At 71.4% G+C, this 18,819-nt stretch carries 17 protein-coding genes and 1 pseudogene; 9 read left to right on the forward strand and 9 right to left on the reverse strand.

Annotated elements, in window-relative coordinates; all coding sequences use genetic code 11:
* From ACIBH4_RS18010 to ACIBH4_RS18030, 5 genes are all read left to right on the forward strand, one after another.
* The gene (locus ACIBH4_RS18010) at positions 1–1,152 is read left to right on the forward strand and encodes a thiolase domain-containing protein (RefSeq protein ID WP_362765836.1); all 1,152 of its coding nucleotides are present in this window, start codon (positions 1–3) and stop codon (positions 1,150–1,152) included.
* A 19-nt stretch (positions 1,153–1,171) separates the two neighbouring features.
* Positions 1,172–2,758, forward strand: coding sequence for an acyl-CoA synthetase (locus ACIBH4_RS18015; protein WP_362765839.1), 1,587 nt, complete (start codon positions 1,172–1,174; stop codon positions 2,756–2,758).
* Positions 2,759–2,905: 147 nt separating this feature from the next.
* Positions 2,906–3,628, forward strand: coding sequence for a hypothetical protein (locus ACIBH4_RS18020; protein WP_362765842.1), 723 nt, complete (start codon positions 2,906–2,908; stop codon positions 3,626–3,628).
* A gap of 62 nt (positions 3,629–3,690) precedes the next feature.
* On the forward strand, positions 3,691–3,990 hold the full coding sequence (locus tag ACIBH4_RS18025; protein ID WP_362765845.1) for a helix-turn-helix transcriptional regulator: 300 nt from the start codon (positions 3,691–3,693) through the stop codon (positions 3,988–3,990).
* Positions 3,991–4,209: 219 nt separating this feature from the next.
* Entirely contained in the window at positions 4,210–5,679 is a 1,470-nt protein-coding gene (locus ACIBH4_RS18030) for an aldehyde dehydrogenase family protein (protein ID WP_362765848.1), read from the forward strand.
* A 217-nt stretch (positions 5,680–5,896) separates the two neighbouring features.
* Here ACIBH4_RS18030 and ACIBH4_RS18035 read toward each other — a convergent pair.
* Positions 5,897–6,892 (reverse strand): annotated as a pseudogene (locus tag ACIBH4_RS18035) (RNA-guided endonuclease InsQ/TnpB family protein); the annotation flags it as partial.
* A gap of 27 nt (positions 6,893–6,919) precedes the next feature.
* Here ACIBH4_RS18035 and ACIBH4_RS18040 point away from each other — a divergent pair.
* A complete protein-coding gene (locus ACIBH4_RS18040; RefSeq protein ID WP_362504232.1) occupies positions 6,920–7,090 on the forward strand; it encodes a hypothetical protein in 171 nt (56 codons plus the stop codon).
* A 199-nt stretch (positions 7,091–7,289) separates the two neighbouring features.
* Here ACIBH4_RS18040 and ACIBH4_RS18045 read toward each other — a convergent pair whose 3' ends face one another.
* Positions 7,290–8,381 (reverse strand): Gfo/Idh/MocA family oxidoreductase, encoded by a 1,092-nt coding sequence (locus ACIBH4_RS18045; RefSeq protein ID WP_362765851.1) that lies wholly within the window; start codon positions 8,379–8,381, stop codon positions 7,290–7,292.
* A 263-nt stretch (positions 8,382–8,644) separates the two neighbouring features.
* Here ACIBH4_RS18045 and ACIBH4_RS18050 point away from each other — a divergent pair, with 263 nt between their 5' ends.
* Both ACIBH4_RS18050 and ACIBH4_RS18055 read left to right on the forward strand, forming a co-directional pair.
* On the forward strand, positions 8,645–9,616 hold the full coding sequence (locus ACIBH4_RS18050) for a LacI family DNA-binding transcriptional regulator (protein ID WP_362504238.1): 972 nt from the start codon (positions 8,645–8,647) through the stop codon (positions 9,614–9,616).
* Complete coding sequence (locus ACIBH4_RS18055; RefSeq protein WP_362765854.1) at positions 9,613–10,566, forward strand: aldose epimerase family protein; 954 nt, start codon at positions 9,613–9,615, stop codon at positions 10,564–10,566. Before ACIBH4_RS18050 ends, ACIBH4_RS18055 begins: the two co-directional genes overlap by 4 nt.
* A gap of 142 nt (positions 10,567–10,708) precedes the next feature.
* On the opposite strand, the gene ACIBH4_RS18060 is transcribed toward ACIBH4_RS18055, so the two are convergent.
* The 4 genes from ACIBH4_RS18060 to ACIBH4_RS18075 form a co-directional block, all read right to left on the reverse strand.
* Positions 10,709–11,353 carry a LysE family translocator gene (locus ACIBH4_RS18060; protein ID WP_362765857.1) on the reverse strand — a complete coding sequence of 215 codons (645 nt, stop codon included), beginning with the start codon at positions 11,351–11,353 and terminating at the stop codon, positions 10,709–10,711.
* A 52-nt stretch (positions 11,354–11,405) separates the two neighbouring features.
* On the reverse strand, positions 11,406–12,920 hold the full coding sequence (locus ACIBH4_RS18065; RefSeq protein ID WP_362765860.1) for a DUF6297 family protein: 1,515 nt from the start codon (positions 12,918–12,920) through the stop codon (positions 11,406–11,408).
* Between the two features lie 80 nt (positions 12,921–13,000).
* On the reverse strand, positions 13,001–13,642 hold the full coding sequence (gene ccmA, locus ACIBH4_RS18070) for a heme ABC exporter ATP-binding protein CcmA (RefSeq protein ID WP_362504250.1): 642 nt from the start codon (positions 13,640–13,642) through the stop codon (positions 13,001–13,003).
* 101 nt (positions 13,643–13,743) lie between these two features.
* On the reverse strand, positions 13,744–14,610 hold the full coding sequence (locus ACIBH4_RS18075; RefSeq protein ID WP_362765863.1) for a LysR family transcriptional regulator: 867 nt from the start codon (positions 14,608–14,610) through the stop codon (positions 13,744–13,746).
* Positions 14,611–14,685: 75 nt separating this feature from the next.
* Between ACIBH4_RS18075 and ACIBH4_RS18080 the strand changes: the two genes are divergently transcribed.
* Positions 14,686–15,210, forward strand: a complete 525-nt coding sequence (locus ACIBH4_RS18080) for a cysteine dioxygenase family protein (protein ID WP_362504256.1) — start codon at positions 14,686–14,688, stop codon at positions 15,208–15,210.
* Positions 15,211–15,271: 61 nt separating this feature from the next.
* Here the strand turns inward: ACIBH4_RS18080 and ACIBH4_RS18085 are convergent, their stop codons facing one another.
* Genes ACIBH4_RS18085 through ACIBH4_RS18095 form a run of 3 tightly spaced genes read right to left on the reverse strand, consistent with a single transcriptional unit; the run spans position 15,272 to position 18,601 of the window.
* Entirely contained in the window at positions 15,272–16,018 is a 747-nt protein-coding gene (locus tag ACIBH4_RS18085) for a PspA/IM30 family protein (protein WP_362504259.1), read from the reverse strand.
* A 10-nt stretch (positions 16,019–16,028) separates the two neighbouring features.
* The gene (locus ACIBH4_RS18090; RefSeq protein WP_362504262.1) at positions 16,029–16,760 is read right to left on the reverse strand and encodes a hypothetical protein; all 732 of its coding nucleotides are present in this window, start codon (positions 16,758–16,760) and stop codon (positions 16,029–16,031) included.
* Positions 16,760–18,601, reverse strand: a complete 1,842-nt coding sequence (locus ACIBH4_RS18095) for a substrate-binding and VWA domain-containing protein (protein WP_362765866.1) — start codon at positions 18,599–18,601, stop codon at positions 16,760–16,762. The genes ACIBH4_RS18090 and ACIBH4_RS18095 overlap by 1 nt, the downstream gene beginning before the upstream one ends.
* Positions 18,602–18,819: the final 218 nt, after the last annotated feature.

The raw sequence follows: 18,819 nt of genomic DNA on the forward strand, positions 1-18,819 counted from the left end.
ATGGGTAACCCCTGCGCGGTCATCGGTGTCGGCCAGACCCACTACACGACCAAGCGACGCGACGTCTCGCTCGCCGGGCTGGTCCGCGAGGCGGCCCTGCGCGCGCTCCAGGACGCGGGCCTGACCTGGAAGGACATCGACGCGGTCGTCATCGGCAAGGCCCCCGACCTGTTCGAGGGCGTGATGATGCCCGAGGCGTACCTCGCCGACGCGCTGGGCGCCGCGGGCAAGCCGATGATGCGGGTCCACACGGCGGGCTCGGTCGGCGGGTCCACCGCGCTCGTCGGTGCCTCGCTCATCCAGGGCGGCGTGCACGACCGGGTGCTGGTGGTGGCGTTCGAGAAGCAGTCGGAGTCCAACGCGACCTGGGCCCTGTCCACCCACCTGCCGTTCAGCGCCTCGCTCGTCGTCGGCGCGGGCGGCTACTTCGCCCCGCACATCCGCGAGTACATCCGCCGCTCCGGCGCCCCCGAGCACATCGGCCACCTCGTGGCCGTCAAGGACCGGCGCAACGCGCTGAAGAACCCGTACGCCCACCTGAGGATCCCCGGCATCGACCGGAAGATGGTCGAGTCGACCCCGATGCTCTGGGAGCCGATCCGCTACCTCGACACCTGCCCGTCCTCCGACGGCGCCTGCGCGATGGTGCTGGCCGCGCAGGACAAGCTCACCGGCAGCACCCCCGCCTGGGTGCTCGGTGCGGCGACCCGCTCCGAGCCGATCTTCCGCGCCGGCCGCGACACCGTGAACCCGCAGGGTGGCAAGGACTGCGCGGCCGACGTCTACCGGCAGGCCGGGATCGTCGACCCGCGCAGGGAGATCGACGTGGCGGAGGTGTACGTGCCCTTCTCCTGGTACGAGCCGATGTGGCTGGAGAACCTCGGCTTCGCCGCCGAGGGGGAGGGCTGGAAGCTCACCGAGTCAGGGGCCACCGCCCTGGACGGCGACATCCCGTGGAACGCCTCGGGTGGGGTGCTGTCGAGCAACCCGATCGGTGCCTCGGGGCTGATCCGGTTCGCCGAGGCGGCGCTCCAGGTGAGGGGGATGGCGGGGGAGCACCAGGTGGACGGCGCCCGGCGGGCACTCGGGCACGCCTACGGGGGCGGCGCGCAGTTCTTCGCGATGTGGATGGTCGGCAGCGACAAACCCTGATCCCCCAGGAGGGGTGCGAATGGAGTTCAACCACGCGGATCTGTTCGAAGGACTCGCCGACGCGATCGGGGACCGCACGGCCGTCGTCTGCGGCGACCGCCGCGTGACCTACGCCGAGCTGGACGCGCACGCCAACCGGCTCGCCCACTTCCTGCGGAGCAGGGGAGTGCGCGCCGGGCAGCACGTCGGAATACACCTGTACAACGGCATCGAGTACGTGGCCGGGCTGCTCGCCACCCTCAAGATCCGCGCCGTGCCGGTCAACGTGAACTACCGCTACGTCGAGGCGGAACTGCTCTACCTCTACCGGGACTCCGACATCGTCGCCCTGCTGTTCGACGTGGAGTTCGACGCCAGGGTGGCGGCCACCGCCCCCGACGCCCCCGCCCTGCGGCACCTGATCGCCGTGGGAGGACCGTCCCAGGTCGAGGGCGCGGTGCTGTACGAGGAGGCGCTGGCCGGGCAGCCGGAGACGCGCGGATTCCCCGAACGCTCCGGCGACGACCTCTACATCATCTACACCGGCGGCACGACCGGCATGCCCAAGGGGGTGATGTGGCGTACCGAGGACCTGTTCTTCGCCTTCGGCGGCGGCAACCCCTACGGCGAGCCGCGCGCCACCCCCGGCGAGGTGATCGAGGCGGCCTCGGCCGCGGGAGAGATGACCATGATGGCCGCCGCCCCGCTGATGCACGGCGCCGCCCAGATGGGCACCTTCATCACCTGGTGCATGGGGGGAACGATCGCGTACGTCCGCAGGTTCGACGCGGCCGAGGTGCTGCGGACGATCGAACGGGAGCGGGTCCTCACGCTCAACATCACCGGGGACGCGATGGCCCGTCCGCTCGCCGACGAGATCGCCACCGGTGCCTACGACCTGTCCTCGCTGTTCGTGCTGAGCTCCACCGGCGCGATCCTCAGCGGTTCGGTACGCGAGCGGCTGGAGGAGCTGCTGCCCGGCAAGATGATCATCGACAGTTTCGGCTCCACCGAGTCCGGCTACACCGCCTCGGCGGTTCCCGGATCCTCCCCCGAGTCCGGGCTGCGCTACCAGGCGAGCCCTCAGGCCACCCTGGCGGTGCTCAACGAGGCTCTCGAACCGGTCAAGCCCGGCTCGGACGAGCTGGGCACCGTGGCCAGGAGCGGCCGCGTCGCCTCCGGCTACTACAAGGACGAGGCCAAGACGGCCCGTACCTTCGTGACGGACAAGGACGGCGTCCGCTGGCTGCTCACCGGAGACATCGCCAAGGTCGAGGCGGACGGCACCATCGCGATCCTCGGCCGGGGCGCCGCGTGCATCAACACCGGCGGGGAGAAGGTCTTCCCCGAGGAGGTCGAGGCGGTGCTCAAGGGCCATCCGGCGGTTTTCGACGCGGTCGTGACCGGCATCCCCGACGAGCGGTGGGGCACCCGCGTGGTGGCGGTGATCGAGCCGCGTCCCGGCACGGCGCCGACGGCCGAGGAACTCGACGCCCACTGCCGGGAGAAGATCTCCGGCTACAAGGTGCCCAGGACCTTCGCCTTCGTCGACGAGATGGTCCGCTCCCCGGCGGGCAAGGCCGACTACCGCTGGGCCAGGACGACCGCCGAGGCCGCCCGTCCCTGACGGTTTCGCCGGTCCCGGTCAGAAAAGGGGCCGGAGCGGCAAAGGGGCCGGAGCGGCAAAGGGGCCGGAGCCGCAGAGGCAGAGGGGAGGGCACGCGGTCCGGTGAGGCGTGAACCGCCCGGACACCCGATCCGTTTCCGGGAAGTGATGCGTTTTCTGCGGACCGTCGTCCCTCTCCTCCTCGTGGTCGGTTGCTCGGGGGCCACCACCACCGCCGTCGAGACCACCGCGCCGACCGGGGTGCGGCCGGGTGACGTCGTCGTCAGGTACGTCAGCTGCGGCGGGATGACCTGCGAGGGCGGCGACAGTATGAGCGTCACCGCCGACGGGCGGGCCGTCTCGCTGCGCGACTCGGAACTCGTCGTCGTCCCGCTCCCTGTGGCCGAGCTGCGCGACCTGCGAGCCGGGCTGGTCGAATCCCTGGCCGGGAAAGAGGGCACGCTCGACCGTACGGGAGGGGCCACCGACCAGCCCTTCGCCGTCGTCACCGTGGTGGACTCCGGCGGGAGGACCCACGAGACCCGGCTGGAGGGGACGCCGACGACGGAGGACGCCCCGGTCGTCGCCGCGACCGAGCGCCTCTCGAAGCTGACCGCCCGGATCCGCGCCACCGGCACGCCCGATTCCACCGCGCCGGTCACGGTGACGATGTACGAGGACCCGAGCACCAGGCCCGTTCGGCGGGCGACCTGGCCCGAGGGGATCACCACACCGATCGAGGCCGCGTCCGGCGGCAATTTCGGCACCGAGACCTACCGGGGAGACGAGGCGAAAGCGCTGCGCACCGCCCTGGGCAAGGCGGGCGAGAACGTGACGGTGGTCGCCGGAGGCAAGACCCTGATCGCCCGCTGGGAGGCCGTGCTCCCGTGATTCGATGGGTGACACGCTGTGACAAGGCATCTGTCACCCGTCGACGAGGAGGAAGAGACAGCGTGAGCGAGCGGGAAAGCCGGCAAGAGCTCAGGGGCCGTCGGATGACCGAGCCGGGTGCGGTCGAGGCATATGAGGCCACGCGTCTCGCCTACGAACTGGGCAGAACGGTTCGGGCGATGCGCGAGGGGCGAGGCTGGAGCCAGAACGACCTGGCTCGTGCGGCGGGCATGACCCGGTCGGCGGTGGCGCGGTTCGAGGCGGGCGGGACCATTCCCACGTTGCCGGTTCTGGAGCGCCTGGCTCGCGCCCTGGACGCGGCGGTCGAGGTCCGTCTGACGCCACGGGCTCCCGCTGCCTGAGCCGGGGTCGCGATACCGGCTGGAAAAATCCATCGTCACATTGCCGTCCGCTACCACCCGCAATGCCGGTAGAAGTGCTCGTGGCCGAACGCCGCCGCAGGTCGGGGCAGGTGGCCGCTTATCGTCAAGCGGAGTCGTGCCGGGTTGGCCGATGGGAGGGAAAGCGCTTACCGTTGGCGGGTAGCCTGGCGTGGCAGGCTCCGTTGAGGAAAGGCTTTCGTGGTGATCCACTCAATCGACCCCAGGACCGGCGAGTCCTTCGGTGATCCCTTCCCGCTGACCTCGGACGACGAGGTGGACGCGATCGTCGGTGCGGCTCTCGCGGCCGGGGCCGCCTGGCGTTCCGCGGACCGGGCGGCGACGCTGGAGGCGGTCGCGGCGGCGCTGGAGGCGAACGTCGAGGAGCTCTGGCGGGCCGCCGACGCGGAGACCGCGCTCGGGGAGACCAGGCTGCGCGGGGAGGTGGCGCGGGCCGCCGGGCAGTTCCGGCTCTTCGCCCAGGTGCTGCGGGACGGCGGGCACGTGGAGGCGGTGATCGACCACGCGACGGCCCAGCCGCCGGTCCCCGACCTGCGGCGGATGAACCACCCCCTGCCCGGTGTGGCCGGGGTCTTCGCGGCGAGCAACTTCCCCTTCGCCTTCTCGGTCGCGGGCGGCGACACGGCCTCCGCGTTGGCGGCGGGATGCCCGGTGGTGGTCAAGGCCCACGACGGGCATCCCGGCACGTCGGAGCTGTCGTGGCAGATCATCCGGGGCGCCCTGCCCGACCCGGCACTGCTCGGCCTGGTCCGCGGACTCGACGCGGGTAAGCGGCTCGCGAGGCACCCGTCCGTCGCGGCCGTCGGGTTCACCGGCTCCATTCCCGGGGGCAAGGCGATCCAGGCGCTCATCGCCGAGCGGCCCGACCCCATCCCGTTCTACGGCGAGCTGGGCAGCGTCAACCCCGTCGTCGTGCTGCCCTCGGCCGCCCGCGACGGCCTCGCCCAGGGGTTCGCCGCCTCGCTCACCCTCGGCACCGGGCAGTTCTGCACCAACCCCGGACTGGTGTTCGTCCCCGACGACGCGGACCTTCTGGCGTCCATCTCCAAGGCGGTCTCCGAGACCGTGGGCGGGCCGATGCTCACCGAGCGGATGCGGGGTGGTTTCCAGCACGGGCTGGCCAGGCTCGGCAGGCTCACCCCGCTCGCCGAGGGAAGGCCCGGCGAGGGGGCGTTCGCGGTGACCCCGCAGGTGTTCGTCACCGACCTGGCGACGTTCGCCGCCGACCTGCCGGAGCTCGTGGAGGAGTGCTTCGGCCCGGCCGCCGTCGTGGTCGTCTACGCCGACGCCGCCGACCTGCCTCCCGTACTGGAGAGGCTGGACGGCTCGCTCACCGCCACGGTCCACGCGACCGACCCCGCCGAGGCGCGCGAGAGTGCCGAGGTGCTGCTCAGGAAGGCGGGACGGCTGATCTGGAACGGCTGGCCGACCGGTGTGGCGGTCCGCTGGGCGATGCACCACGGCGGTCCCTGGCCCGCGAGCACGGCCGCGGCCCACACCTCGGTCGGTGCCGCCGCGATCCGCAGGTGGCTGGTGCCCACCGCCTACCAGGACTGGCCGGCCGAGCTCCTGCCGCCGGAGCTGCGTGACGACAACCCCCTCGGCATCCCCCGCCGGGTCGACGGAGTCCTCGTGGAGGGGCACGCCTGACGCCTCCCGGCGGTTCCTGGACCCGCCGGAGAGGCGCCTTGTTGCGGCGTGCCCCCCACCGGCCTCGCCGATGCCTCTTCGGCGAGGCCGGCTCTACCGGCCCGAGGGGAGAACCCGAGGAACGGACGGCTCGTGAACGACGGGCCGTCCGGGTCCGCGGTGCCGGGCCGACGCGTTCTCAGCCGATCTCGCCGATCCCCGCGTGCATGGTGGTGGCGACGGCCCCGCACTGCGAGCACATCTTGGAGGAGGGGAACCACCGGTTGATCTTGGCGAAGGTGCGGCCGTAGCGTTTCGCCCTGTACTCCAGCATCCCGACGAAGGCCGACCAGCCCGCGTCATGGACGCTCTTGGCCAGCCGGGTGCGGGCCAGGCCCTGACCGACAGGTCCTCCACGTAGACGGCTTGGCTGTCACCGATCAACTGGGTGGAGAGCTTGTGGGCGAAGTCCCGGCGCGTATCGGTCACCCGGGCGTGAGCGCGGGCGACCTTGACGACGGCCTTGGTGCGGTTGTTCGACCCCTCCGCCTTACGGCTGAGGGCTTTCTGCGCCTTGCGGAGCTTTTTGGCCGCTCGGCGCAGGAATCGAAGGTTGTCGATCTTCCGGCCGTCGGACAGCACCGCGAAGTGGGTGAGGCCCAGGTCGACGCCGATCTCGGCGGTGACCTCGGGCAGCGGCTCCTCGGTGGTCTCGACCGCGAACGAGGCGAAAAATCTGCCCGCCGCGTCTTTGATCACCGTCACCGACGACGGCTCCGACGGCAAGGTCCGTGACCAGCGCACCACCACCTCGCCGATCTTCGGCAGGCGCAACCTCCCACCCGCCGTGACCGTAAACCGGGCGTTGCGGGTGAAGCGGATCGCCTGGCGGCTGTCCTTACGCGACCGAAACCGGGGCAAGCCGACCTTCGGCCCCTGACGCTTGCCGGTGATGGAGGCGAAGAAGTTGCGGTAGGCGGTGTTCAGGTCGGCCAAAGCCTGCTGCAACACCACCGCCGACACCTCGCCCAGCCAGGCGCGCTCCGGCGTCGCCTTCGCGGCGCTCAGCCGCCGGGACAACTCCCCGTCACACAGGTAGGCCAAGCCCGCCCGGTGGGCATCCTGGCGGGCGCGCAGCCCGTCGTTGAACACCACCCGCGCACCCGAACGCCCGCGCCGGCGCCTGATGCTGAGCGGCGTCCGGATAGAGCCGGTACCGGTAACGAAGCTGCACGGCACCGATGGTTCCATGACGGAGCGTATGAGTGTTCGACAACTCTGCGACAACCTGGGGCACCGGATCGGCGTCGCCCCCTTCACCGGCGAACCCACCATCGTGGAGCGGCACGGGGAGCCACGCGCCGTCCTGGTGTCTTACACCTGGTGGGCCGAGTGGCGCGACCAGGAAGGTCAGGGCACGGTCGCGCCCTAGCGGGCACTCTCGCGCGGGCCTTCACTCCCGTGCGTCGGTTCTCAGGGTGGCGGCGGACGCGGCCGGGGCGGAGAGGACCGCCAGGGATAGCAAGGCGGTGAGCGCGACGGCTCGTTTCACGGTGATTCCTTCACTGGTCAGGGGGGGAGGCTGGTGCGGCCCCGGTGGTCTTTCTGGTACTGGAGCGGGCGCACCCAGGTCAGGGGTGGGTACGCCCGCTCCAGGGCACCCGCAGTTCCGAGTAGAGCGCGAGCCGTTCCGCGCTCGCCGCCGTCACCTCGGCGATCCTGGGCAGTACCCGGCGCTCGTCGCCGACCTCCTGGAACACGTCCGGTATGGCGAGCGGTTCCGGCGCGAGCCGTACCGCCTCCAGGACGCGCATGAAACCCGCGGTCCTCTCCAGGGGTACGAGCAGCTCGGCGCCGTCGCGGAGGTGCGCGACGAGGTTCTCCAGCAGGTCGGTCCTGGGGTGGACGACCGAGGTCCCCTCGAACTCGACCCGGTCCTCGGTGTAGGTCAGCCGGATCCGCCCCCTCTCGCCGTGCACGATGAGGTACGGCTCATGCCGCCGGTCCGCGCACAGCGAGGCCGCGACCGTCACCGTCGTCCCGTCGTCCATCCGCACCCGTACGCACGAGGTGTCGTCCGCCTCGATCGCGTTGGCCCGGTAGAGCTCGACCTCGACGTTCTCCACCGCCGCGCCGGAGACGGCGAGCGCGGTCGCGGTCGCGTGCGCGAGCGGGTTGGTGAGGACGCCGTCGCCCGTGGGAACGCCGCCGGCCTCGCGCCTTCCCGCCCACGGCACCCGGTCGTAGTAGGAGTAGGGACGCTCCCACGCGCCCGCCGCGCCGATCCCGGTGACCCGGCCGATCGTCCCCTCGGCGACCATTCGCCGGATCGCGGGGATCGCCTCGGAGCCCAGGCTCTGGAATCCCACCTGGCAGGCGAGCCCGGTCTCCCCGGCCACCGCGACGATCCGCAGGTAGTCGGCGTACGTGGCGGCGGGCGGCTTCTCCAGCAGCACGTGCGACCCGGCGCGCAGCGCCTTCTCCGCCAGCTCGGCGTGGGTGTGGATGGGGGTGCACAGGATCGTCACGTCGGCACCGGTACGCCCGATCAGCTCGACCAGGTCATCGGAGAACTCCGCGCTCTCGGGCAGGTCGTCGACGGGCCGCACGTCGCATACCCCCGCGAGCCTCACCAGCCCGGCCTCGGTCAGCCGCCGCACGTTCGACAGATGCCACCAGCCGTGCCCGTGCGCTCCGGCGAGCACCACGCGAACCGGTTCCATTGCGCCATCTCCCATCGCGGTCCCGGGCCCCGGCATCCTGCAACCGGTTGCAAGAAACATTGATGACATCTGCGATTAACGTCAAGGGCCCAATTTAGTAAGGCGCTTCCCATCTGCGCGTTTTTCGATATTTCCGATCGCCAGGGCGACGCGATCGCTCCCGTATCGTTTGGCGGACCGTCCGATCTCGACGTTGACAGTCGCGCAACCGCTTGCACTAATGTGCTTCAAGGCCCCATGGTGGGCCAGGGCGAAGGAGCACGGTGGCAGCGACGATCAGGGATGTGGCACGGGCGTCGGGGGTGCACGTCTCGACGGTGTCCCGCACCTTCTCCGCGCCGCACCTGGTGAACGCCGAGACCCGCAACCGCGTGCTCGCCGTCGCCGAGGAGCTCGGCTACCGGCCCAACCGTGCCGCGCGGGCCCTCACCACCGGCAGGACCCACAACATCGGCCTCATCGTCGCCGACATCTCCAACCCGTTCTTCCCGCCGCTGATCAAGTCCGCCCAGGCGCAGGCCAGAGCCCGCGACTACCACGTGTTCGTGGCCGACACCGACGAGGACCCGCTGGTCGAGGAGGAGCTGATCCAGACGCTCGCCAAGCAGGTCGACGGGGTTCTGCTCTGCAGTCCCCGGCTGTCCAACCGGGTCATAGAGCGCCTCCGCGCCGACGTGCCGTTCGTGGTCGTGAACCGCAGGGTGAGAGGCATGCCGACGATCCTGATGGACGTCGGCCAGGGCGCCCGCCTCGCGATCGAGCACCTGACCCGGCTCGGCCACCGCAGGATCGCCCTGCTTCTGGGGCCGACCGGCTCGTGGACCAGCGGTGAGATGCGCGCCGCCGCGACCGCGATGGACGGCGTCGAGCTGGTGATCCTCGGCCCGAACGCGCCCACCGAGCAGGGCGGCCTCGCCGTCGCCGCCGAGGTGATCGCCGCAGGGGTGACGGGCGTGCTCGCCTACAACGACCTGGTGGCCATCGGCCTCATCGAGGGCCTGTACGAGCGCGGCGTACGCGTCCCGGACGAGGTCAGCGTGGTCGGCGTCGACGACATCGTTCCCGGACGGCTGAACCGCCCCAAACTGACCACCGTGGCCATGCCCACGGCCGCCGCCGGGCGGATGGCCGTGGACCTGCTGCTGCAGTCGTTCGACGCCGGCGCCACCCCCACCCTGGCCACCCTGGACACCAGCCTGGTCGTCCGTGAATCCACCGGAGAGGCACGAAAATGAGCTTCGGAACCACCCCGTCGGGCGAGCGAGTCGAACGGCACGTGCTGTCGAACGGGCCGATGCGTGCCGCGATCCTCAGCTACGGGGCGATCCTGCAGTCGCTGGAGGTCTCCGGCGTCAACGTGGTCCTCGGCTACGACAACCTCGGCGACTACCTGACGCGCAGCCGCTACTTCGGCGCGGTGGTCGGCCGGTACGGCAACCGCATCGCGGGCGGACGCTTCACCCTCGACGGCCGCGACCACGAGCTGCCGATCAACAACGGTCCCAACAGCCTGCACGGCGGGCCGCACGGCTTCGACACCCGGGTCTGGCGGATCACCCACGCCTCGGACACCGCGGTGACCCTGGAGTACGTGAGCCCGGACGGCGAGGAGGGCTATCCCGGCACGCTCACCGTCGCGGTCACCTACACGCTGACCGCCGACGCGATCCGGATGGACTATCGCGCGGCCACCGACGCGCCGACCGTGCTGAACCTCACCAACCACTCCTACTTCAACCTCGCCGGGGGCGGCGACGTCCTCAAGCACGTGGTCCGTATCGACGCCGACCACTACCTGCCGGTCGACGCCACGCAGATCCCGACCGGGGAGATCGCCCCGGTCGCCGGGACCCCGTTCGACTTCACCTCGCCGCACGAGATCGGCGAGCGGGTCGCCGACCCGCTGCTCGGGGACGGCTACGACCACTGCTACGTCCTGCGCGGTGGCATGGAGGTCCGCGAACCCGCCGGAGGGCTCACGATGGAGGTCACCACCACCGAGCCGGGCGTGCAGTTCTACACGGGCAACTTCCTGGACGGCGTCGCCACCGCGTACGCGAAGCACGCGGGCCTGTGCCTGGAGACCCAGCACTTCCCCGACTCGCCCAACCAGCCCGACTTCCCCTCGGTGGTCCTGCGGCCCGGCGAGCGGTTCGAGTCCACCACCACCTACCGCTTCACCTGACGGGCACCGGGCCCTCCGGAAGAATTTCCGGAGGGCCGGGCAGGGAGGTCCTTCCGAGGGTTCGGGACTCATGTCCCGCCAGGCTCCTCGGCGGGCCGGAAAAGGGAGGGCGGAGGAGGCCGAGGCGGGGTGTCTGCCCCGCTCAGGCCTTGGCCGCGGTGCTCTCGCCGCCGAAGGCCGCGACGGCTCCCAGGCCGAGGTAGACGAGGCCGCTGGTGACGTCCAGGCGGCGGCGGGCGCGGGCCGAGCGGCGCAGGCGGCCCGCCACGGCCGAGGAGAGCAGGGCGAAGGCGCCGTCGCTCGCGATGCCGAGCACCGTCCAGATCAGGCCGAGCAGCACGATCTGCGGGGCGATCGGTCCGGCCTGCGGGTCGGCGAACTGCGGCAGGAAGGCGAGGAAGAAGATCGCGGTCTTCGGGTTGAGCACGTTGACCACGAAGCCCTCCCAGAACATCCGGGACCTCGTCGCCATCCTCGGCTCGAAGGAGTCCTCTCCGTTCGAGCGGGTCATGAGCTTGCGCACGCCCAGCCAGACCAGGTAGGCGGCACCGAGATACTTGACGATCATGAATCCGGTCGACGAGGCCGCGAGCAGGGCACTGATGCCCAGGGCGGCGGCGGCCACGTGGACCAGCGAGCCGAGGTGGATGCCGAGCACCGATATCAGCCCGGCGGACCGGCCTTGGGCGACGCTGCGGGTCACGATGTAGAGGACCGCGGGCCCCGGTACGAGCAGCAGGGCGAGGGTCGCGGCGGCGAAGAGCGCGAGTGTGGACAAATCCGGCATAACCGGATCGTAGAGGCGTCGTCTCCCCGGCGCCTCGCATTTTCACCGTCGGTCAGCTCCGCACGGACGCCGCCCGGAGCAGATAGCCCAGCAGGACGGCCGTACCGGCCAGAGCCTGGACGGCGAGAAAACCGGCGAGGGAGGACGGCCGGAGACCCAGGGCGAGCGTCAGCGGGAGGCACCCGAGCACCGCGAGATCCACGCCGGTCAAACCCCAGGTGAGCGGGCCTGTCGGTATCGCCCCTCCCGGCGTCTCGATGACCGGCATGGAGTGGTCGATCGGGTTCCGGCGGGCCATCCGCAACCCTCCGGCGGTCAGCGCGGGGGCCGCGAGCGGTCCGAAGAGCCACCACGGGCCCGTTCCGAGCGCGCCCGTCAGGGACATGAAGGCGAGGGCGACGGTCAGCCAGGCGCCGCCCAGCAGCGTCGGCAACAGCGATCTGGCGGCCAGAGCCGCGCGGGCGCCGACCCCGAGGAGCCGGGCCAGAGCCGGATTGTCGCCGTCGCGGCGCGCGCCCGAGATGCCCGCCGTCGCGGCGGTCAGCGCCCCGGCGAACACGACTCCCGTCACGACCGCGCCGACCTCACCGGCCGCGAGCGCCGCCAGCGCGGGCAGTGCCGCACCCCCGAGCAGGGCGGCCAGGCGGCCCGGGCGCCGTCCAAGGCGACGCCAGTCCTGCCAGGCCAGGGCGAGCGGTGCGGGCAACGGCGGCCAGGGGCGCGAGCGCAGGGTGCGTCCCCGCCAGTGGTTGTCCTCGGCGATCCAGGTCAGGGCCGACGGATCCATGCCGACGGCGGCGGTGCTCACGCGACCCGCCCGGGTGGAGGCGGAGAGCACGGTCCGCGCCGGAATCCCGGCCAGGGCCGACCACGCCCTCCACCCGAGCAGGGCGGCCGCCACGGCGGCGAGGGCGGCCACCGACGCGCCGTGCGAGGCGGGCGCGTTCGCGATCTCGGCCACGAAGCGCCGCGTCGGGCCGCTCGCCGCCGACAGCGCCGCCGCCGCTGCCAGCAGGGCGGTCACGACGACGACCGCGTTCAGCCACGGCTGCCAGCTCTGTGACGACTGGGCGAGTACGGTCAGTGCCATGCCGCCCACACTCGCCGAGACACCCAGGATCACGGCGGTGGCCAGTCGCAGCGCGAGCAGGTCCGGCGCGCCGAGGACGGCGAGCGCACCCACCCCGAGCGCGACCCCGGCCAGGACGGACCCCACCAGGAGAATCGTCGCCGTCCGGCCCAGCACACCACGGCGGTGCAGCGGGGACAACAGCAGCCAGGCGGCGTCGGCGGACGGCAGCGCGACGGGACCGATCGCGCGGGCGGCGAGGAGAAGGCCGGCGTAGGCGAACGTGACCAGGGCGAGGCCGGCTCCCGCTCGCCACGGGTCCACCTGCCGGGAGAGCGAGGCGAGCGCGGAGGAGAAGGGTTGGGCCAGCACCATGAGCAGCATCGCGAGTCCGAACAGCCGCACGTAGCGGTCCAGCCAGCTCGCGGGGGCGCCACGGCGCGCTCCGACGAAGGCGCGGACGCTCCGGACCGTGCTCACGCCCTGGCCCGCGCTCACACCCGGCGCCGTGTTCGCAACCGTGCGTACGCCTTGGTCCGTGTTGGCACCTGGCGCCGCGTTCATGTCGTGTTCCGCGTTCACGATCGGCTCGTCGCCTGTCCGGCCTCCAGCACGACCCGGCGGGCCCGGGTGTTCTCGGCGAGCCGGTGGTCGTGGGTCGCCATGACCACCGTGCCGCCGGCGCCCGCGTAGTCCGTGAGGATCGTGGCCAGGCGCTCGCGGAACATCTCGTCGAGCCCACGCTCCGGCTCGTCCAGGAGCAGCAGCCTGCTCGGCCTGAGCAGGGCGGCCGCGAGCGAGAGCCGCTGCCGCTGACCGGTGGAGAGGGCCTGCGGCGACGCGTCGGCCCGCTCCCGGAGGTCGAACGACTCCAGCGCCGCCTCGACCTCCAGCCGGGCCGGAGCGTGGACGGCGTACGTCAGCTCCAGGTGCTCGCGCACCGTCAGACCCGGATACCAGGCCGGTTCGTCTCCGACCAGGGCGACGTCACGCCAGAAGCCGGCGTCGTCCCTCGGCGGGCCGCCCAGGACGCGCAACGCGCCGGAGGGCGTGGGGTGCAGCCCCGCCAGGCAGCGCAACAGCGTCGATTTTCCCGCGCCGTTCGCGCCGATCACGGCGATGACCTCGCCGGGGGCCGCCGTCAGGCCGATGTCGCGGAGCACGGGATTGCCGCCGAGCTCCACGCTGAGACCGCTCACCGTGATGATCGCTGTGGACACCATTCGAGCGTAGCCACTGCCGGCCCCGCGCGGGTCACGACGATCGCCGCGACCCGTGGCGGACTGCCCGCGCGTTCGGCCGGGGACCGATCGCGGGCGTGTCAAGGGCAGGTCACCGAGGTCAGGGCGCTGAGCAGGGCGGTGGTGGCCGGGGGGTCGGGAGGCTCGCCGTAGGTGGCGGCGTAGACATGGCGGGTCGAGCCGGGAAGCTCGGTCGTGGTGACCTTCGGATGCCGGTGGGCGTGCAGGGCGAGTCCCGGCAGGGCGCTCACCCCCACCCCGGCGGCGACGAGGGCCTGGACGGCGACGACGTCGTCGGTGGTGAAGGCGATCTCCGGCTCGAAGCCCGCCCTGGCGCACAGCTCCAGCAGGTGACTGCGGCACCGGTCGCAGCCGCCGATCCACCGGGAGTCGCGGTACGAGATCAGCTCGCCGACCGGACCGGAGGTGATGAGGTAGCTGGGATCGTCCAGCAGGGGGAGCAGCCGGATCCCGTCGGCCTCGGGGGCGGTGTCGTCGTAGCGGAAGATGACCGCCACGTCCACGTATCCGGCCTTGAGCATGCGCAGCGCGTCGGGAGGCTCGGTCTCGGTCAGCCGTAGCTCCAGGCCGGGGTGCGTCCCGGCGAGGGCGGCGGCGGCCTCGGGCACGAAGGTTCCCAGGGCGGAGGGGAAGGCCGCCAGCCTGACCCGTCCGGCGCGCAGGCCCACGTGCGCCGACAGCTCGGCGGACGCGGAGTCGAGACGGCCGATGATCTCGATGGCCCGTTCGGCGAGCAGGCGGCCCGCCTCGGTCAGCCGGATGCCCCGGCCGGCCCGCTGGATCAGCTTGGCCCCGGTCTCGGCCTCAAGCTTCGCGAGATGGTGGCTCACCGACGGCTGGGAGTAGTGCAGCTCCCTCGCCGCCGCGGTCACCGAACCGTGCCGGGACACCGAGGCGAGGACGCGAAGTCGCACGATATCGAGCATGTATCAACTTTATCTATGAATAAAGGGAAAGATGGGCATTAGACGTTATGGATCCCTCCGGAGCATCCTTGAGGCATGACAACCTTGACGCTCACCCGCCCGGGCCTGGCCGAGTTGGTCGCGGGGGTCCGGGAACTCGCCGACCCGTCCGCCGACCCTCGGGCGACGGCCTTCGCCGTGGCGGCGCTGCTGCGTGAACGGCTGCCGTCCCCCGAGATCCTCACCGAGGAAGAGCGCCTCGGCGACCCCGACCACTACGTCGGCCACACCCTGCACACCGAGGATGCCTTCTCGGTCGTGGCCGTGGTCTGGCGGCCCGGACAGAAGACCGTGATTCATGACCACGTCGCGTGGTGCGTGTTCGGCGTGCTGCAGGGGGTGGAGTACGAGACCCTCTACCGCGACCACGGCGACCACCTCACCGAGATCGGCAGGACCGCCAACCAGACCGGCGAGGTGAGCGGTTTCGCCCCGCCCGGTGACATCCACCGCGTCCACAACACGGGCGACGAGACGGCCATCTCGCTTCACGTCTACGGGGCCGACCTCGGCGCCGCTCCCACCAGCGTCCGCCGCGTCTACGACCTGCCCGTCCGCTGAACGAATCCCGCCCCGTCGGCGAGTGAGCCGAAGGGGCCGACGCAGGGAACCGCGCTCTCGCCTACTTCTCGACTTCGGGCTTCCCGTCCGGGTGCAGGCTCTTCCTGATGGCGTCCAGGCGGGCGGCGCCCTCGGCGTCGATGGCGGCGCGCTCGACCTCGATCATGCGGGCCTCGACGGAGCCCGAGGTCAGCTCGGCCTCACCCAGGGCGCGGGCGTAGCGCTTCTCGATCTTGTCGCGGACCTCGTCCATGGTGGGGGTGTCGCCGGCCGGGGTGAGGCCCGACAGGTCGGCCATCGCCCTGTTGAGCTCCTCCTGCACCTTGGCCTGGTCGAGCTGGGAGAGCAGTCGCATCCGCTCGGCGATCTTCTTCTGCAGGGCCATCGCGTTGGTCTCGACCGCGGCCCGCGCCTGGGCCGAGGCTCCCGCGGCCCGCTCGTGCGCCAGCCGCGACTCCTGCTGCGCGCTCTCGGCCGCCACCAGGCGCGAGGCGAAGGCGCGGGCCGAGTCCTCGTACGACGAGGCCTTGCTCTCGTCGCCCGCGGCCCGGCTCTGCTCGGCGAGCAGGAGGGCCTGGCGGGCGTTGGCCTGGAGCCGCTCGGTCTCCTCCACGGAACGGGCGAGCCTCATCTCCAGCTCACGCTCGTTTCCGATGACCGCCGCGGCCTGCTGGCTCAGCCGCCGGTGTTGCTCCTTGGCCTCCGCGATGGCCTGCTCGATCTGGACCCGGGGGTCGGACAGCTCGTCCAGCCGCCCGGAGAGGGCGAAGACCAGGTAGCGCCAGGCCCGACGGATGACCTTGAACATGGGGGACTCCTTATCGATCCAGCGCGTCGCGCGTGATCTGTTCGGTTTCGTGGAGGCCCTGGCGGACTCCTTCGAGGGTGTCGGCGAGTTCGTCCAGCACCCGCAGTGGCTCCAGCGGTCCGTTCGCCGACACCGCGGACAGTTCCACCAGCCGGGCGAGGAGCCCTTCGATGCCGATCGCGCTCGACTCCATCCGGGCGAGCACCCGCTGCCGGGTCGCGGAGAGCCGCTCGACCACGGCCCGCTGGGAGTCCAGCGAGGCGAGGGCACGGTCGAGGTCCTGGGCCAGGCCGGGTCCCGCCTCCTGCCGGGCCCGCGCCAGCCTGGCCCGCTCGTGTTCGAGCATGTCGAGGTCGAACCTGGCCAGCGCGGTGCCGGTGAGCGATGCCTGCTCGGCCAGCCGCTCCAGCGTGGCCGTCGAGTCGTCCACCTGGGGACGCATCAGTGCGATCCTTTCGGCGAGCGGGCCGCGCTCCAGCGAGGCGCTCAGCTCGCCGAATCCGTGCGCGGCGGATCCGGCCCGTGCGAGCCAGTACTCCTCCTGGCTGCCGAGGGTGACGGCGGGCCGGTCGCGGTCCCCGCGCTCCGACAACGCCGAGATCCCGGCCTTGGTCAGCCAGACGACGACACCGACGAACCCCGCGGCGATCGGGTGCACGCTGACGGCCCACGCGGCACCGCCGGCGGTCGCGCCCAGCAGCAGCCCCCATGGGTCCTTGAGTTCGTCGACGAAGCGTGCCATCAGAAGTTGGATACCACCGCGGTGAACACCTGGTCGATACTTCCGGGTTCGCGAGAGTCGTACGCGGCGGCGGCGGTCGCCTCGGAGATCTGCTTCAGCACGTCGAGGTCGGCGTCCTGGCCGTAGGCGATGGTGAACATCCGCACCGTCTCCTGGCCGGCCTCCGTACGCAGGTCGGGCAGCAGGTTCTCCAGGGAGAGGCTGTCGGGGTCCTCGTTCTTGCCGTCGGTCAGGAAGATCACCGCGTTGATCGCGTCACCGCCGCGCAGCTTGCGCACCTGCTCGTGGGCGGCGAGCGCGGTGTCGTACAGGCCGGTGCCGCCGTCGGGGGTGAGGCCCTCAAGCCTGGCCCGCAGCTTCTCGCGCTGGGCGTCGTCGACGGCGGAGAGCGGGGCCAGCTCCAGATGGTCCCTGTCGCCGTCACGCTTGGTGGAGAACATCCACAGCCCGACCTTGTCGTGCGCGGCGAACTGGGGCAGCGAGTTGATCGCGGCCTGCTTGGCCAGGTCGAGCTTGCTCTTGCCGGTTCCGGGCACGGTGGCGCCCATCGAGCCGGAGACGTCGATGACCATGAGGACGTTCGCGGGCTTGCGCAGGTCGGCCCAGCCGGTGAGCACCTTGTCGAGCACGTTCGGCGCGGGCGGGCTGAGGGTCGTCTTCGGCTCGGCGGGCAGCAGCCCGTTCGCCTGGGTGATCAGCTTGCCCGGCTTGCCCTCGTGGGAGCGGAAGGCGAACTCGGCGAACCGTTCCTGCTGCTCAGGGGCCTGCAGGTGCGCGAGGAAGTCGGCCGCCACCGCCCGCTTGGCGTCGTCGACCCATGGGGCGCTCAGCACCGCGTACGGGTTGTCGGAGTAGAGCGTGCCCTCCTTGGGATAGATCGCCGCCAGCGGCACCTTGGGCTTGGCGTGCTTGCCCAGCGTCGCGGGGTCACCGGTCGGGTTGCCCTGGTTGTAGTCCCAGACCGACTTCTCCTCCACCGCGACCGCGGAGATGTAGCTCAGGCCCGCGCCCGCGTCGTCGGCCCGCTGCAGGTTGGACAGGAACGTCAGCGTCGTGTCGCCGTAGTGCACGATCGAACGTTCCACGTCTCGGACGAAGTCCCTGGTCTTGGCGTCGGCCACGTTCTTCTCCGACAGGTCGCCCGACAGGCCCGTCGCCGCGAAGTAGGCGCCGATCGTGGCGTTCAGACCGCTGGTGGAGAAGTTGGGGTTGGTCTTGCCGAGCTTGAACCTCCCCCATTCGGGGTGGTCGTACTTCGCCCACGATCCGGCCGACACGGCGAGCACGTCGGACCAGCCGAGCTTCTTGTCCGGCCAGCCCAGCGCCTGGGCCATCGGCATGGGCATCGCGACGACCAGCGGCGTCTTGGCGATCGACGGGTTGTCGGCGGTGACGAGGGAGGCGGAGTCGTTTCCCGCGGCGCGCTGCTGGAGCAGGGTGATCCAGCCGCTGCTGGCGGGCGACCACACGTCGGGGCGGGGGCCGTCCTGGCGTTCGTCCCAGCCCCTGGCCAGCGCCTGCATCGCGCCGCCGCTCGCCTTGGTCTCGATGACGACGTCGGCGCAGCGCCCCTGCACGGTCTTGCCGTTGTAGTCGGAGGCGATCGTCCTGAGCAGCTCGGCCTTCTCCGACGAGGCGGCGACGGTGAGGGTGACGCCGTCGTCGCACATCTTGGACTTCTCGCCGGTCCCCGGCGCCTCCGACGCCCCTGACGCCCCCGCTCCTCCGGGTTCGTTCCCGCCGACGAAGATCCGCAGGGCGACGATCAGAGCTCCGGCGAGAATGATCGCGACGATGAACGGGGCGAAGTTCCTACGCCGTCGCTGCGGTTGCTGGTACAACCCTGCCTCCTGGGGGGATGTCTGTACTTATCCGACGAACGAACCGCCCCGAGAGTTCTCCGCGACCGGAGTTCGTCGCGGGCGCGGGAGCGGGCGGGGGAGGGAACGCTCCGCGATCGGAGACGCGAGCCCCGGAAAAACAGGGCGATCGGAGGGGGCCCGTACGCCAAGGGCACTCCCGGTAATCACCGGAAGTGCCCGATGGATGTCGGTCGTCG

Origin of the sequence: Streptosporangium sp. NPDC050284, from assembly GCF_044459525.1 — a bacterium.
GTDB lineage: Bacteria > Actinomycetota > Actinomycetes > Streptosporangiales > Streptosporangiaceae > Streptosporangium.